Annotated in this window: 11 protein-coding genes; 7 read left to right on the forward strand and 4 right to left on the reverse strand. The window is 37.9% G+C overall.

Annotated elements, in window-relative coordinates; translation table 11 throughout:
* The first annotated feature begins 3 nt into the window (after positions 1 to 3).
* From ACFOOI_RS15650 to ACFOOI_RS15670, 5 genes are all read left to right on the forward strand, one after another.
* Positions 4 to 1,014 carry a dipeptide epimerase gene (locus tag ACFOOI_RS15650; protein ID WP_379838959.1) on the forward strand — a complete coding sequence of 337 codons (1,011 nt, stop codon included), beginning with the start codon at positions 4 to 6 and terminating at the stop codon, positions 1,012 to 1,014.
* A 53-nt stretch (positions 1,015 to 1,067) separates the two neighbouring features.
* The gene (locus tag ACFOOI_RS15655) at positions 1,068 to 1,574 is read left to right on the forward strand and encodes an META domain-containing protein (protein ID WP_379838960.1); all 507 of its coding nucleotides are present in this window, start codon (positions 1,068 to 1,070) and stop codon (positions 1,572 to 1,574) included.
* Between the two features lie 117 nt (positions 1,575 to 1,691).
* The gene (locus tag ACFOOI_RS15660; protein WP_379838961.1) at positions 1,692 to 2,687 is read left to right on the forward strand and encodes an SMP-30/gluconolactonase/LRE family protein; all 996 of its coding nucleotides are present in this window, start codon (positions 1,692 to 1,694) and stop codon (positions 2,685 to 2,687) included.
* 150 nt (positions 2,688 to 2,837) lie between these two features.
* Positions 2,838 to 4,970, forward strand: a complete 2,133-nt coding sequence (locus tag ACFOOI_RS15665; protein WP_379838962.1) for a SurA N-terminal domain-containing protein — start codon at positions 2,838 to 2,840, stop codon at positions 4,968 to 4,970.
* Between the two features lie 322 nt (positions 4,971 to 5,292).
* Complete coding sequence (locus ACFOOI_RS15670) at positions 5,293 to 5,562, forward strand: hypothetical protein (protein WP_379838963.1); 270 nt, start codon at positions 5,293 to 5,295, stop codon at positions 5,560 to 5,562.
* 2 nt (positions 5,563 to 5,564) lie between these two features.
* Here ACFOOI_RS15670 and ACFOOI_RS15675 read toward each other — a convergent pair whose 3' ends face one another.
* Positions 5,565 to 6,932 carry a Gfo/Idh/MocA family protein gene (locus ACFOOI_RS15675; protein ID WP_379838964.1) on the reverse strand — a complete coding sequence of 456 codons (1,368 nt, stop codon included), beginning with the start codon at positions 6,930 to 6,932 and terminating at the stop codon, positions 5,565 to 5,567.
* Between the two features lie 86 nt (positions 6,933 to 7,018).
* Positions 7,019 to 9,112: an ATP-dependent DNA helicase RecG gene (recG, locus tag ACFOOI_RS15680; protein WP_379838965.1), complete on the reverse strand. Its 2,094-nt coding sequence runs from the start codon at positions 9,110 to 9,112 to the stop codon at positions 7,019 to 7,021.
* Between the two features lie 205 nt (positions 9,113 to 9,317).
* Between recG and ACFOOI_RS15685 the strand changes: the two genes are divergently transcribed.
* Together ACFOOI_RS15685 and ACFOOI_RS15690 are read left to right on the forward strand one after the other, a co-directional pair.
* Positions 9,318 to 10,250, forward strand: coding sequence for a glycosyltransferase family 2 protein (locus tag ACFOOI_RS15685; protein WP_379838966.1), 933 nt, complete (start codon positions 9,318 to 9,320; stop codon positions 10,248 to 10,250).
* 162 nt (positions 10,251 to 10,412) lie between these two features.
* Entirely contained in the window at positions 10,413 to 12,224 is a 1,812-nt protein-coding gene (locus ACFOOI_RS15690) for a MutS-related protein (RefSeq protein ID WP_379838967.1), read from the forward strand.
* Positions 12,225 to 12,228: 4 nt separating this feature from the next.
* Here ACFOOI_RS15690 and ACFOOI_RS15695 read toward each other — a convergent pair whose 3' ends face one another.
* Both ACFOOI_RS15695 and ACFOOI_RS15700 read right to left on the reverse strand, forming a co-directional pair.
* Entirely contained in the window at positions 12,229 to 12,558 is a 330-nt protein-coding gene (locus ACFOOI_RS15695; RefSeq protein ID WP_379838968.1) for a DUF952 domain-containing protein, read from the reverse strand.
* Positions 12,559 to 12,622: 64 nt separating this feature from the next.
* A complete protein-coding gene (locus ACFOOI_RS15700; protein WP_379838969.1) occupies positions 12,623 to 16,048 on the reverse strand; it encodes an efflux RND transporter permease subunit in 3,426 nt (1,141 codons plus the stop codon).
* Positions 16,049 to 16,056: the final 8 nt, after the last annotated feature.

The raw sequence follows: 16,056 nt of genomic DNA on the forward strand, positions 1-16,056 counted from the left end.
AAAATGCAGGTAAAAACGCACGTCTTTTCTTTAAAAAACAAATACCCATTTCGTATTGCCCATGGTATTAGATACGAAACACAAACCTTCATTTTAGAACTTTCAGAGGGTGACACAGTTGGCCTTGGCGAAGCCACTCCAGTGCCATACTACGGAATTACTCCCGAAGTAATGGAAAAACTGGTTTTAGAAAACAAAGAAGCCATTGAAGATACTGCATGGGATTCTCCTTTTGAGTATTGGAAACAGCTAGCTCCATTTTTAGGAACCAATACCTTTGTACAATGTGCGGTCGACATCGCAGCATATGATTTTTGGGCTAAAAAACAGCAAAAACCACTTAACGTTGCTTTAGGGATAAATCTAAATAAAGCTCCGCTGTCTAACTACACCATTGGTATAGACGAGATTTCGGTAATGATAGAAAGACTAAAAGAGTTTGACTTTCCGATTTATAAAATAAAACTAGGCACCGAAAACGACATAGAAATAGTTAAGGCCCTTAGGTCGGTTACTGATGCCGTTTTTAGAGTAGATGCTAACACGGGTTGGGGCGTAGACGAAACCATAAAAAACGCCATAGAACTTAAAAAGTTAGGTGTAGAGTTTATAGAACAACCACTCAAGAGCGACAACCTGGAGGGTATGAAAGACGTGATGAAACATACCTGTTTACCAATTATGGCCGACGAAAGTTGTGTTTCTGAAGCAGACGTAGAAAAGTGTATTGGAAATTTTTCGGGCATAAACATTAAATTGGCCAAGTGTGGAGGCATTACGCCTGCTTTGAGAATGATAAAAATGGCGAGAGAAAATAACCTAAAAGTTATGATGGGCTGTATGACAGAAAGCAGTGTAGGCATTTCGGCTATTGGGCATTTGGCGTCTTTGCTTGACTATGTAGACATGGACGGAGCCATGCTTATTGCCAATGACCCCGCTAAAGGCGTAAGCCTCGAAAATGGAAAGATAGTGTACAATCAAAAACCGGGAACTGGTGCTTGGTTAATTTAGATTCCAACCTTTTGGGCTAATATGAAGTCTAAGTGATATTAAACACAAATTATATGTATAGGTTATTAATTTTACTTTTTATGGTTCCACTTTTAAGCGTAGACTCGTGCACCAAGGTGAGCCCCGAATCCATCGAACCTGCCGACTTGAGTGGCAAGTGGGTTTTGAAAAATTATTTTTTAGGTGATGCTATTGACACGCCATGTGGCTACGAAAACGCAAACCCACCAGAAATCACGTTTGAAATAAGCCAAGATACTGACAAGAAAAACACCTATAAGTTTTCGGGAAAATCAACTATAAATTCGTTTTTTGGAAGTTTCGAAATAACAGATTTTGACACCGATAAAAAAATAGCATCTATAGCTGTTGGGGCAGTTGGAAGTACTAAAATGGCCGGTCCTCCTGAGCTGATGCAATGCGAATCTCGCTTTTTTGAGTTTTTAAGTAATTCTAAAGAACTTAAAATTTCAGAAGGCAAGTGTTTAATAGGTACATTTCCTAAAACCACTGTTCCTTCTAGAGATGGAGGGACGTATTTGATTTTTGAGAAAAAATAAGCACTCAGTTTATATAGATTTTTAGAAAAACACCGTAGAGGTTTTTGGATTCAGCTTTTCAAGCAAAATTAAATTTTTTGAAAAGAAAGGCTATATTTGAGTTTAAATATTCAAATAATGAATACAAAAGTATTAACGGTGTTTTTTTTTATGAGTGTACTGAATAGCCACGGTCAAGAATTTGGCAAATTTATTCCGATAGAAAAAGAGTTTTCAACTTTGATCGCTCCAAATGCTAAATTAGAAATATTGGCAGACACTTTTGAGTGGTCAGAAGGGCCAATTTGGGTAAAGAAAGGCGGCTTTTTGCTTTTTTCGGATGTTCCCAAAAATACAATTTACAAATGGACGCGTGCAGAAGGCGTTAGTGTATTCATGAATCCATCAGGGTACACGGGTGTTTTTCCATACTCAAACGAGCCAGGAAGCAACGGACTAACTATCTCAAATGACGGAGAGCTTTTGCTTTGCGAACATGGCGACAGAAGAATCTCGAAAGTTCCGATAGATAAACGTGGAGGTAAAGTGACACTTTCGGCACATTGGGAAGGCAAAAGATATAACAGCCCAAATGATCTTGTGCAAAGCAGGGCTGGGGATATTTATTTTACAGATCCTCCATACGGATTGCCCGAGCATGAGAATGACCCTTCTCGCGAAATTGACCTATTTGGGGTATATAGAATTTCACCAAAAGGAGTAACTACCCTCGAAATTAAAGATTTGACCCGTCCAAATGGTGTGGCTTTGTCGCCCGATCATAAAATATTATATGTGGCTCAGTCAGACACGAAAGCATACATCATGAAATACCCAATAAAAACCGACGGTAGCCTTGGAGTAGGCACTTTGTTTTTTGATGCTTCTTATTTAAACGCGGAAGGAAAGTCAGGGGCACCAGATGGACTAAAGGTTGATAAAGACGGAAATGTGTTTACAAGTGGTCCGGGAGGGGTTTTAGTATTAAATAAAAACGGAAAACTTTTGGGTAGAATAGAAATTCCAGCACCAACATCTAACCTTGCATGGGGAGAAGACGGCAGCACGCTTTTCATTACCTCAGACATGTTTTTAATCCGATTGGAGACCAAAACTAAGGGTGCAAACTTTTGATTTTTTAAGAGTGGCATAATACTTGTAAAAAAATAAAACAATCTAAAAATAGAATTCTTTGATAATCAATAGGAATATTTCTATTTTTGCACCTCGAAAAAATTACACAGGAATTAATAATTATTGAAAATCAGTTTTTTTTAGAACAAAATGGCAATAGTAAACAAAATTAGAGAAAGATCAGGAATAGCAGTGGCGGTAATTGCCGTAGCGTTGTTATTGTTTATCGTGGGTGGTGATATATTCTCAAACCGCGGTGGTGGTCTTTTTGGTTCATCTAGTAACAAGTTGGGTGAAATCAATGGTACAGAAATTGATTATCAACAATTTATGAACCTAGTAGAGGCTCAAAGACAACAGTTTGAAATGTCTACAGGCAGGTCTGCTACTGAGCAAGATATTGCACAGATTAGAGAGCAAGTTTGGGAAAAACTTATATATGACAATGTATATGTAGCCGAATTTGAGAAGCTTGGACTTACCGTTTCTGACGATGAGTTAAGAGAGCTTATTCAAGGTACAAAAAACATGCACCCGTATGTAAAACAACAGTTTTCTGACCAAGCTGGAAATTTCAACGCTGCTCAACACGCTGAATTTATCCGTTCTTACACAAATAATACGATGCCAGCTGCTCAAAAAGCAATGTGGGATAATTTTAAAAGAGAACTTAAGCAAATCAGACTTAGAGAGAAGTATACAAACTTGTTAAACAAGACTTCGTACATTACGCAAGCAGAAGGAAAAGCTGATTATATGGCTCAAACCGAAAAAGCTAGCGGTAAGTTCTTGTATGTTCCTTTCTATAGCATCCAAGATTCTACTATAAAAGTAGAAGATAGTGAAATCAAAGATTACTACAGCAAACACAAAGAAGAATTTAATGCATTTGATAGCAGAGCTATTTCTTATGTATCATTCCAAGTGATACCTACTAAAGAAGACAGTGCGGCTCTTAATACTGAAATCAGAAACTTGGCTAAAGGATTGGCATCTGCTGCTGACCCACAGGCGTATGCTTCTGCTAATTCTGACATCAGATCTCCATATCTTAAAACTCCAGCTGAAGTTAGCAACGAAGTTAAAGCTGCTATCTCAGGTACTATAGTTGGTGGATTAATAGGGCCATTCAAAGAAGGAAACACATATACTATTCACAAATACGAAGGTATAACTACAGATTCATTATATACTGCTAGAGCAAGTCATATTTTGATTAGAGCAGACTCTACTATGTCTGATAGCGTGAGAGCCACAGCAAGACAAACTGCAACAGATGTTTTAAATCAAATCAAAGCAGGTGCAGACTTCGCTACTTTGGCTAGACAATACGGCACTGACGGTACTGCTCAACAAGGCGGTGACTTGGGTACTTTCAAAAACAACGGGCAAATGGTTAAACCGTTTGAAAACGCAATTTTTGGTTTCTCTGGTACTGGAGTTATTCCTAACTTGGTAGTAACTGATTTTGGTTACCACATCGTTAAAGTTACTGAAGCTAAAAGCAATACTTTATACAAATTGGCTACTATTAGCAAAGAACTTCAAGTAGGAGAATCTTCTTCAAACGAAATTTATACAAAAGCTGAAAAATTAAGAGCCGCATCTAAAACTGTTGCAGATTTAGAAGCTGCGGTTAAAAAAGACAATTCATTGATATTGTTAACCGCCGAGAACGTAATGCCTCAGTCGACTAACATAAATACGATTCAAAACGCTAGAGAGATAGTGTTGTGGTCTTATGGTAAAGATATCGAAATTGGCGATGTAGCTGACAGAGTGTTTGTTTTGGGTGACAACTATGTGATTGCTGGTGTAAAATCAGGGTCAGATAAAGATTCTCCGAAAGCAATGGACTTTAAAGATCAAATATTAGCTAAAATCAGAAATGATAAAAAAGCAGAGAAGATTCTTGCAAAGCTAGGAGATGCAAAAGGTAGCCTAGAAGATGTTTCTAAAAAATATGGTGCTGGTGCTTTGGTTGAAGAAGTAGCAGATATTAATTTCTTTAGCGGAATGTTAAATAGTGCCGGTTTTGATCCAATTGCTTTAGGTAAACTATTTGGACAAAAAGCAGGAAAAAGAAGCAAGCCTTTCCAAGGTGAGTCGGGTGTATTTGTTATGGAAACGATAGCAAAAACCGCTGCTCCGGCAATAGCTGACTACTCATTGTACAAAGAGCAACTAGCTCAACGTACAGGCCTAGGAAGAACAGGATACATTGGTGAGCAAATCATAAGAGAAAAAGCCAAAATCAAAGACAACAGAGCTAAAATGTTCTAAATCTTAGATTCTTAAATATTAAAAATGCCCATTCACGAAAGTCGATGGGCATTTTTGTTTTAACCCGGTTTATACATTAGGACTTCGTTATGAGGGCTTAAATTGCAATAAATCAGACACTTAAATTTAATCAGCATAGTACAGCTTGGTGATTAAATTTAAGGAGGTTTACGTACTGATTTGCAGTAATTTAAGGTCGCAATAGATTTTCTGATGCTTAAATCGGGTTTAACAAAGTGTTAACAGATCCCTGTGCATCCTTTTAGCGTTTATATCATCTTATAAGAAATGTTCAACTTATAATTTTACTGATATGAAAAACATGAAATTTAAATTCTTGGTCATAGCTATACTTGCTATTGGCTTGTCATTGTCTAGCTGTGTGCATCACGACTATTATGGACACCGCAGGCCATACAATAACAGGGTATATGTGGTTACGCCTCGCCCAAACTATGCTTACAGAAACTACCGACATAGAAACCCACCACGCAGCTATAACCGAGCCTATAGGCATAATGATAATAGGTATGGAAACAGAAATAACGGAAAAAGTAGAAATGACCGTTATTCGAATAGCCGAAGACGCTAATTCTAAATGTTTCTATAGTCAGGGTGCTTAAATGGGCTCCTGTAGGCTCTACTTAACTTTAGGGTTGCCTCGGGGTCATTTTTGACTATTTTGTTTACTGGGTCATATTTTAAAGGCCTTTTAAGTTCCATCGAGATGTTTGCCAATATACAGCAGGCGGTAGAGATATGACCTTGTTCAATATCTGCTATTGGCCTGCTTTTGTTATTTATGGCAGCTACAAAATCTAACATATGCAATCGGGTAGCAGGAGCAGCATGTAGCTCAATCATATCTTCTTTTAGGTCTTCGGGATACTTTTCTTTTTCGTAAACCACGTTTTTATGTATTTTTTCTCCTTTCCCTTCTGGAATAAAATCATATTGCATGGTGGAAAGTTTAAGGGTACCCTTTTCTCCATAAATAAACAAGGCCCAAGGGTATTCGGGGTCAGGAGCGGTGCCCCAAGTTCTGTGCTGCCAAACACAGTTGAGGTCTGGGTACTCAAAAACCGCAGTTTGAGTATCCGAAATATTTGACTTTCCTTCTGTTTGTACATAAATACCCCCAACAGAGCTGATTTTTTCTGGCCACCCCAAGCCCAACATCCATCGGGCAGTGTCAAACATATGCACACACATGTCTCCTGTTATGCCGTTTCCATATTCCATAAAAGCACGCCACCACCTTCTGTGTGGAATGCCATCATATGGTCTAAGTTGTGCGGGTCCAGTCCAAGCTTCATAATCTAAAAAATCAGGAACTGCTTCGACAAGAGGGTTGCCGTTGTTTCTCATGTGGTAGTAGCAACACATTTCTACATGTTTTATTTTACCCAATAGTCCAGCATCTATGATGTTTTTTTTGGCTTCAATGAGGTGAGGAGTACTTTTCCTTTGTGTGCCCACTTGGACTACTTTATTGTATTTTCTAGCTACAGCAACCATGGCTTCGCCTTCCATTACGTCCACACTAATGGGTTTTTGTACATACACATGGGCTCCGGCCTTTACGGCGTCAATCATTTGCAAGGCATGCCAATGATCAGGAGTGCCAATCAGCACAAGGTCTAGTTCGTTTTCTTTTAAGAGTTTTTGGTAGTCCGAATAAAGTTTTGGCGTTTTGCCTGATTTTTGTCTTTGGCTAACCATATTTGCAGCATGTGAAAGTATGTTTTTGTCCACATCGCAAAGGGCTATTACTTCTATAGGCACTACTTGAATGAGCCGAAACAAATCGCTTTTTCCATACCAGCCTGTACCAATCAAGGCTACTTTATAAGGTTTTTTAGGGTTGATTAAGTCGATTCCGGATAGGCCAAAATGCGATAAAGCAAGAGTAGCAGAGGCAGACTTCAAAAAGTTTCTGCGGTTAATGTTAAAGGCTTCCATGTTATAAAAAGGTTGAATATTATCTTAAGTAAATATAAAATAATTCTTGAATCAAACTCCTATACTGATGGTTTTATATATAGATACTAGCTTATCTTACTCCAGCTAAGTTCTTTGTTTTTGATTTTAGAAATATGATTTTTAATCGGAAGGTTTGCAGGTAGCTCGAATTTTGGGTCAACGTTAAGTACCTCAAATGCCTCTTCGCGGGCTACTTTTAATATTCGTTCGTCTTTAGCAAGGTTGGCAATTTTCAAATCTACAAGACCACTTTGTTGCGTTCCGGAAAGGTCACCGGGCCCTCTTAGTTCTAAGTCTACCTGAGAAATTTCAAAACCGTTCTCGGTTCTCACCATAGTGTCTAGCCTCACTTTGGTGTCTTTCGATAATTTATAGTCTGTTATAAGAATACAATATGACTGCTCGGCTCCTCTACCCACTCGCCCTCTTAGCTGGTGAAGCTGCGATAAGCCGAAACGCTCGGCGTTTTCTATGACCATAATGGAGGCGTTGGGCACATCCACACCTACTTCTATAACAGTAGTAGCAACCATTATTTTGGTTTCGCCTTTTTTAAATCGTTGCATTTCGTATTCTTTGTCTTTGGGCTTCATTTTGCCATGAACAATACTCAGCGGGACTCCAGGAAAAGCTCTAGAAATAGACTCATACCCGTCTTGCAAGTTTTTTAGATCCAGTTTTTCAGATTCTTCGATAAGCGGGTATACGATATAGATTTGCCTTCCGAGTTTAAGTTCATCTCGCATAAACTGAAAAACAGTAAGGCGGTTGGCGTCATATCTATGCACAGTTATAATTGGCTTTCTACCGGGTGGCATTTCGTCTATTTCGGAGTGATCGAGATCACCAAAAAGCGTCATCGCGAGTGTTCTTGGTATTGGCGTGGCGGTCATGACCATCATGTGTGGGTAGAAATTTTTGTTTTTCTCCCAAAGCTTGGCTCTTTGAGCTACTCCAAATCGGTGTTGCTCGTCAATAACACAGAGCCCAAGGTTCTCAAACTGCACGATGTCTTCTAACAAAGCATGTGTGCCTACTAATATTTTCAGGCTTCCGTCTAATAGACTTGTGTGTATTTTTTCTCTTTCTTTTTTCTTAGATGAGCCCGTTAGTATTGCTACTTCTAGGCCCAAAGCATCACCAAATTTTTTAAGATTCGTAAAATGTTGTTGGGCTAAAATTTCGGTTGGAGCCATCAAGCAGGCCTGTGCTCCACCTTCTATCACGGCGAGCATTGAGATAAAAGCCACTATGGTTTTGCCGCTTCCTACGTCCCCTTGTACCAAGCGATTCATTTGCTTGCCTGACTTTAGGTCTTGGTATATTTCAGTTAGAACTCTTTTTTGAGCTCCCGTAAGTTCAAATGGCAAATGATTGCTTACAAAATCTGTAATTAAACCCGCTTGGTTAAATACCTGCCCAGAATATTCGTTTTTTCTAACCAAACTAAGGCTTATAAGCTTTAGCTGATTATAAAAAAGCTCCTCAAACTTTAGTCGTCGGTGAGACTGATGCAGTTCATCGTAGTTTTTGGGTGCATGAAGCCACCAAAGCGAAATGTTTTTAGGAACGAGCCTATACTTTTCTATTATTTCCTTGGGCAGCGTTTCGCTTATGTATGGATCGGCTATTTGTAAAAGATTTTTCTGCCAAGACGCTATAAGTTTACTGTCAATAAATTTTTTGCGAAGCTTTTCAGTGAGAGAGTACACCGGCATAAAATATCCCGATTGGTCTTTCGCCGGATTTATTAATTCTATTTCTGGGTGTGTGATCGAAAACCTCCCTCCAAACATCGTTGGTTTGCCATAAACGATGTATTCGCCATTTATTCTTAGCGATTTTAAAAACCAATTTACACCTTGAAACCAAAGCAACTCCATGTTGCCGGTAGCGTCTTGAAAATTTGCTATAAGACGTTGTTTATGTCCCGAACCAATGGTTTCTATACTGGTAAGTCGGCCTTTTATCTGAGCGGCAGGCATTTCTTCGTTTAAGTCTCTTATGTAATGAAACTTTGACCGGTCTTCGTGCCTAAACGGGTAATATTCTATCAGGTCACCATAAGTGAAAATCCCTAACTCTTTGTTAAGCAGTTCGGCTCTTTGGGCACCTACACCCTTCAGGAATTCTATTTTGGTATCAAAAAATGAGGACATAAAACAAAAATAAGGATTCAAAAACTAAAACGAATTTTTTAAGACGAAATATCCTAAAATTCACACTCTTATGTTCAAAACTCTACTATTTCGGTCTTTGTCTCCATATTTGATTTTCTTTTTAATAAATGGAGGATGTTCGGTGATTTTGAACTTTTTGATGCATTTTTGGGTGAAAATCTAAACAAGAATTTAATTTTTTGAAATGAGCATTAGTGGATTTACGTTTTTGAGGAATGCAAACAAGCTGTATTACCCGGTTTTAGAGTCTATTAATTCTATTTTGGACCTAGTAGACGAGTTTGTGATAGCCGTAGGTCAGGGAGACGAAGACGATAATACTTTGGAGCTTTTGTCAAAAATCTCTTCTGATAAAATCAAAATTATACATACTGTTTGGGACCTAAACACCTATGGCGGCGGGTCTGAATACGCACATCAAACGGATATTGCGAAGAGCCATTGTACGGGAGATTGGTTGTTTTACTTACAAGGAGATGAAGTCATACACGAAAATGATATCTCAGTAATAAAAGAAGCATGTGAAGCCTATCAAAACGATAAGAAGATAGAAGGGTTTGTGTTTAAATATTTGCATTTTTTTGGAGACTATGAGCATTACTTTCATGATCATTGCTGGTATAGAAAAGAAATCAGAATAATCAGAAATTTGGCTGATGTACATTCGTGGAAAGATGCTCAGTCGTTTCGGGTTATCCCAAATTTTGAGGGGAATGATTATTTCAGAAAAGAAGGCACTCGTAAGTTAAATTGTAAATTGATAGAGGCTCGAATTTTTCACTATGGCTGGGTGCGGCCACCGTGGGCTATGAAAGCAAAAAGTCAGACAGCTCAAGAAAACTATGGTTTGGGAAGTTCAGATATTTATGATGAAAACTTTGATTATGGCCGCTTAGATTATTGCGAGGTGTTCGAAAAGGCCTCTCATCCGGCGGTTATGCAGCAAAGAATCAAGGAATTGGACTGGGAAAACACGCTGAGGTTTAGTGGCCCAACGTGTATAAATAGGCCCATAATGAAGCATGAAAAAACAAAATACAGAGTTATAAATTTTATAGAAAAGAAGCTTTTGGGAGAAAGAAGTCTTGGAGGCTTCAATAATTTTAAGTTGGTTTAGATTCCTTCATTTCGGAAGGTTTTATTTTTTTGAACTTGAAACTGCTTAAAATAAAACCAATGTTTTTTTTGTTAAAAAAACTTTATTTTCAAAGTATCTGTTTCTGCTAAATATAAGGCAATTATATCTAAAAAAAATAGCCTTTCAACCCTCATAAATAAAATGATACCGTATTACCAAACACAGCTAAGTTCTATAAAAACTGAACTTGAGATTCTTCAAAAAAAACATGGCAAAACCTCTATGTTTAGGTTGGCTTTAATTGTTGTCGGTTTATATGTATTAGTAAAAAGCTTCGAGTTTCACTTGATATTGGGTGTTTTGTTTGCGGTGGTTTATATCGGGGGGTTTTATTTTTTAGTAAAATTTCATGAAAAGCAAGATGCTGAACTCAAACAGTTAAAAAACAAAAGAAGTCTTTTCGAAAACGAAATCGAGGTGCTTTCGGGAAAGCCAAATAAAAATTACGAAAATGGGAGTAAGTTTACAGACGGAACACATATTTTTTCGGCCGATTTAGATTTGTTTGGAAAGGGGAGTTTGTTCCATTTTTTAAACCGAACTAAGACCTCCAAAGGTGCAGAGAAGCTAAGTGTGGGGCTTTTGACCATCGAAGATTCTGTAACGAGTATAAATCAAAAACAAGCCGCGGTAAGTGAGTTAGTAGAAAAAAACGATTGGGCCAATGAATTCTTGGCGTCCTTGGTTGATATTCCAAATCAGATAGAATCAGATAACAAGCAAAACATAGAAATAGACCAAGTGGAGCAGCCTGAACTTAAGCTTTCGGGTTTTATTTGGTGGTATTCTAAACTTATTCCTTTGGTTTGGGTGGGAGCTATTGTGTTAAGTTATTTGTACTTTTTTGACCAAATGGGTTATGTGATTGGCGGCATATTTTTCTTTAATTTTTATTTGAATGGTCTCAACAAAAAAGTGACAGAGCCATTTCTACAGCAGTTTTCTATTTCGAGCCAAGCACTTTATAGCTATTCCAAGGCGTCTGACCTTATTGCCAATCAAAAATTTGAATCGGAAGCCATACATAATGCTCTTACTGATTTTCCTAATTTGGGAACAAAAGCAGAGAATCCTATTGCTAGTTTTGAGCGAATAGTAAAAAGGTTAGAAATTAGAAAAAACCTAATAGCCTCAATTTTTATGACGCTATTTGTGCCTTTTGAGGCATACGAAACTTTAAAAATGAAGAAATGGCTGGAAAAGAATCCGAAGTTTTTTGAGCGAATTTTATCGAGTATTGGCAGCCTTGAATACATGACGAGCATTGCCAGATTAAAATTTAATAACCCAAGTTGGTCTATGCCCGTTTTTCAGGACAATCAAGAAGAGTATTTGGACTTAAAACAAGTTGGGCATCCGCTTATAGGCTTAAACGAGGCCGTCTGCAACGATTTTGAGCTCAACTCCACAAACTTACTCAACCTCATTACGGGTTCTAACATGTCGGGCAAAAGTACTTTTTTACGCACTTTAGGTATTAACCTTATTTTGGCCAATCAGGGCGGACCTGTTTTTGCTCAAAAATTTGTCTCAAAAATTGGTTTGATTCCAGTTTGCTACATGCGTATCACAGATTCTTTGCAACAAAATGCATCTACGTTTAAGGCAGAAATAGAACGAATTAAACTGATCTTAGAAGCATTGGACAAAAAGGGCAGGTATTTGTATTTAATAGACGAAATGCTACGCGGAACCAATTCGGAAGATAAGCTTTCGGGCTCAATGGCTTTGTTGAAACGTTTTGTGCTTGCAAAAGCTCCTTCTTTGGTGGCTACGCACGACCTCCGTATGACCGAAATATCAGATGAGTTTCCTGAATCGGTAAAAAACTATTATTTCGAATATGCCACACAAGGCTCCGATCTTAGTTTTGATTACAAACTAAAACCCGGCATTTGTAGAAGTTTTAATGCTTCGTTGTTGTTAGAATCTATCGGATTAAAGTTGAGCTAATTATTTAAGCCAAATTTAAACTTAAAACTTTCAGTGAAGTATAGTCTCCTTCGTAGGTTTTTACTACGGCTTCAAGGTTTAGTGGGCCATATAAATGTGGGAAAAGCTCATCGTTGGTAGCTTTTTCATACTTGAGCTCGGGTATTACCTGATTTTCGTTAATGAAAAGCAATACAAGCTCAGCTTGGTTTGTGTAATACCTGTCTAAAACGCCCGATACTTGGTCATTGGTAGACATGTGAATAAATCCTTCAACTTCAAATGTTTCCGGCGTGTATGCTCCTGTTTTTTGGGCTACTTGCCACTGCGATTTATTTGCGATGTGATATATCATTTTTGTATATATAAAAAAATAAGGCCCTTTGGAATTCCAAAAGGCCTCATTCGTAATTTATCAATTATTTAGCTCCCCAAAACTTCACTTTTGCTCGCTCATTTAAATAATATAAACAAGGAATAATGATCAAAGTAAGTAAGGTTGAGAATATCAATCCGTATATAATGGTCCATGCTAATATATTCCAGAAAACGGCACTGTCTCCACCAACAGTTACAACCCACTTAAGGTCCACGAATAAAGCTCCAAAGTCAAAGGCTAAACCAAATGCCAATGGAATCATACCCAAAACGGTAGATGAGGCAGTAAGCAATACGGGAGTAAGACGTGTCGATCCACCTTCTATGATGGCATCTTTTAGTCCCATTCCCTTACGTTTCATTTCGTCGATGAACTCAATAATTAGGATGCCGTTTTTAACCACGATACCTGCAAGGGCAATAATACCGACACCAGACATAATCACGGAGAATGTTTTTCCGGTTAATAAAAACCCTAATAGAACCCCAATTAAACTCAAGATAATGGTAACGAAGATTATAAATGGCTTAACGATTGAGTTAAACTGAGCCGCTAGGATAATATAAATAATCATGATAGCCAATAAGAAAGCCGAGCTAAGGAATGCCATCGCAGCATTTTGCTCTTCTTGCTCACCACCTTGTCTGATTTTATAACCATTTGGAAGTTCAATGTCGGCTAAGACTTCAAATATCTGTTGGTTAATAGCCGTGGTTTCGTTTACAAACTCTGGTGTTACATCTGAACTAATGGTTACAATACGCTCATTGTCTTTTCTATTGATTTGGCTAAAAGTACTCGAGTAACTTACGCTTGCTAAAGAAGAAAGTGGCACGTGTCTCAGCACGCCGCCCATATTCATATCTCTATACGTTATGTTCATTGACAGTAGCTTATCCACGCTGTTTCTGTCTGTCTCTTTTAAACGTAACTGAATCGGATACTCATCTTTGTTGTCTCTAAACTTAGACACCTCGGTACCGAAAAGAGCCGTACGAATAGCTCCTGCAATTTGGGCAGAACTGATACCTTCACGCGATGCTTTGTTACGGTCTATGTTTACAACTATTTCGGGTTTGTTTGTTACCAAATCAGACTTTAAAAGGTCTATTCCTTTTATTCCAGATGAATTTACTTTGTCAATAACCTGCTTTTGTATATCAAGCAATTTGCTAAAATCTTCTCCTACTACTTCTATGGTAATTGCTTTACCTGTTGGAGGGCCATTTGACTCTCTTTCTACTGAGATTTCGGTTCCAGGTATGCCAACCAATGCCTCTCTAAACTGGGATAACATTTTTTGAGATGAGATATTACCTCGTTCGTTTTTTCCCACAAAAGCTACAGTAACTTTAGATTTATTCGGGGTTGCGGCCCTGTCAGGATTCATCGGGTCTCCTGCATTTTTTCCTACGTTTGATATAACTGAGTTTATCGCACTTTCAGCTTGATTTTTCTCAATTACATCAAATACTCTTTTTTCTATTTCTCTCGTTATTTGGTCTGTTTTATTGGCATCTGTACCTATCGGCATGATGTTATAGATGTACACATAGTCAGGGTCTCCGCTTGGGAAGAATATTACGTTTGGTTTTAATATTCCCATTAATACAAACGTAAATACCAAAAGTCCGAAGGTTGCAACTGTAATCCATGCAGGTCTCCAGCCTTTTAAAATCCAAGAAATTAAATTTCTATACGATTGAATTAGTCTTGGCAAAAGTTTTTCTTGGAAAGGAACAATCATAAATGGTGTTAGCACATAATGATTGAAAATATAAAGGATTACGATCAGAACCATAATGTTACCTAGGCCAAAGAAAGTATCACTTTTAGCAATCATTGAAATCAAATATGACAAGGCAGTTATGGCTCCAAGGATAAGAAGTGGTTTTTTAAGACTTGCAAAGCCTTTGTTTCCTTCTTCTTCGTGGTCTCTTTTCATAAATGTCATGGCAAACACAGGGTTCATTACATATGAAACCACCAATGAAGCCGAAAGCGTGAATATCAGTGTAAATGGTAAGTATTTCATAAACTCACCCACTATTCCTGGCCAAAATATTAGGGGGAAAAATGGAGCAATAGTTGTAGCAGTGCCAGCCAAAACGGGCAAAAATACTTCAGAAGCTGCTATTTTGACCGATTCTTTAATGTCCAAGTGTTTGTATTTATTAAAAATACGGTGAGAGTTTTCTATAACAACAATGGCGTCGTCTACCACAATACCGAGTCCCAATAAAAATGCAAAAAGTACGATGGTATTAAGGGTGAAGCCCATCAACATTAAGGGATAGAATGCAAGTAAGGCAGATAATGGTACAGATAGACCCACAAAGATGGCGTCTCTAACTCCCATGAAAAACATCAAAACCAATACCACAAAGATAAAGCCCATTACCACGGTATTTATCAGGTCATTTAAGTCAGACTTGGTTCTTTCAGATGAATCGGCGGTTACTTTTAGGTCAATGTTTTCAGGAAGCTTATTTTCTTCAAAATCCTTTAAGATTGCCTCAATTTTTTCAGATGCCACTATCAGGTTTTCTCCGCCTCTTTTGATTATGTTTAGCGTTATAACTGACTTATTGTTTAGTCTTGCAAAATCTTGTTTTTCCGCATTAGAATCCACTACGTCAGCTATTTCGCTTAGCCTTGCAGTAGCACCTTGGCCTGATCTAACTACGATATTTTTAAGGTCTTGTAATTTCGAGAATTCACCTTTTACTCGGATGGTTCTTCTTACTTCTCCCACATTTAACTCACCACCAGAAATGTTTACGTTTTCGTATTGTATAGCATTTTGAATGTCTCCAAATGTAATACCATAAGACTGCATTTTTTGAAGGTCCATATTGATTTGAATCTCCCTGTCTAGTCCACCTACGATATCTACACGTGTAATTTCAGGCAAGCCCTCTATTACTTCCTGAATATCTTCAGCATGTGACTTAAGTACCTCTAAAGGCACATCACCCGTGATGTTGATATTCATTATCGGAAACTCCGAAAAGTTAACCTCTAATGCTGTTGGGTCTTGTGTTAAGTCCTTCGGTAAGTCTTTCTTTGCTTTATCTATAGCACTTTTAACACGCTCTTTGGCAACTTGTACGTCTACGTCAGTTTCAAATTCTACCATTATGATAGAAACGTCTTGCAATGCGTTCGACTTGATTTTTTTAACACCCTTCTCAGACTTAATCTGATTTTCAAGGGGTTTGTTAATTAAGTTTTCTATATCAGTAGGAGCGGTACCTGCATATACAGTATTAACGTAAATCTGCGGAACCACTATTTCTGGAAATTGCTCTTTCGGTAATCCGTTGAAAATATTATAACCTGTAAGTGTTATAAGGCCAATCAACAAAAACACAGTGGTACGGTTCTCTCCCAACCAACCGATTAGGTTATATATAATCCCTTTTTTCGGGTTCAGTTCACTATTGTCTTCTTCCAATTCTTTCATTTGGTATG

Origin of the sequence: Lacihabitans lacunae (assembly GCF_042649125.1) — a bacterium.
Classification (GTDB): Bacteria; Bacteroidota; Bacteroidia; order Cytophagales; family Spirosomataceae; genus Leadbetterella; species Leadbetterella lacunae.

Excerpts from the sequence above, each read along its gene's own strand:
- ACFOOI_RS15650 (WP_379838959.1), top strand. The coding sequence starts at position 4 with ATGCAGGTAAAAACGCACGTCTTTTCTTTAAAAAACAAATACCCATTT.
- ACFOOI_RS15655 (WP_379838960.1), top strand. The coding sequence starts at position 1,068 with ATGTATAGGTTATTAATTTTACTTTTTATGGTTCCACTTTTAAGCGTA.
- ACFOOI_RS15660 (WP_379838961.1), top strand. The coding sequence starts at position 1,692 with ATGAATACAAAAGTATTAACGGTGTTTTTTTTTATGAGTGTACTGAAT.
- ACFOOI_RS15665 (WP_379838962.1), top strand. The coding sequence starts at position 2,838 with ATGGCAATAGTAAACAAAATTAGAGAAAGATCAGGAATAGCAGTGGCG.
- ACFOOI_RS15670 (WP_379838963.1), top strand. The coding sequence starts at position 5,293 with ATGAAATTTAAATTCTTGGTCATAGCTATACTTGCTATTGGCTTGTCA.
- ACFOOI_RS15675 (WP_379838964.1), bottom strand. The coding sequence starts at position 6,932 with ATGGAAGCCTTTAACATTAACCGCAGAAACTTTTTGAAGTCTGCCTCT.
- recG (WP_379838965.1), bottom strand. The coding sequence starts at position 9,112 with ATGTCCTCATTTTTTGATACCAAAATAGAATTCCTGAAGGGTGTAGGT.
- ACFOOI_RS15685 (WP_379838966.1), top strand. The coding sequence starts at position 9,318 with ATGAGCATTAGTGGATTTACGTTTTTGAGGAATGCAAACAAGCTGTAT.
- ACFOOI_RS15690 (WP_379838967.1), top strand. The coding sequence starts at position 10,413 with ATGATACCGTATTACCAAACACAGCTAAGTTCTATAAAAACTGAACTT.
- ACFOOI_RS15695 (WP_379838968.1), bottom strand. The coding sequence starts at position 12,558 with ATGATATATCACATCGCAAATAAATCGCAGTGGCAAGTAGCCCAAAAA.
- ACFOOI_RS15700 (WP_379838969.1), bottom strand. The coding sequence starts at position 16,048 with ATGAAAGAATTGGAAGAAGACAATAGTGAACTGAACCCGAAAAAAGGG.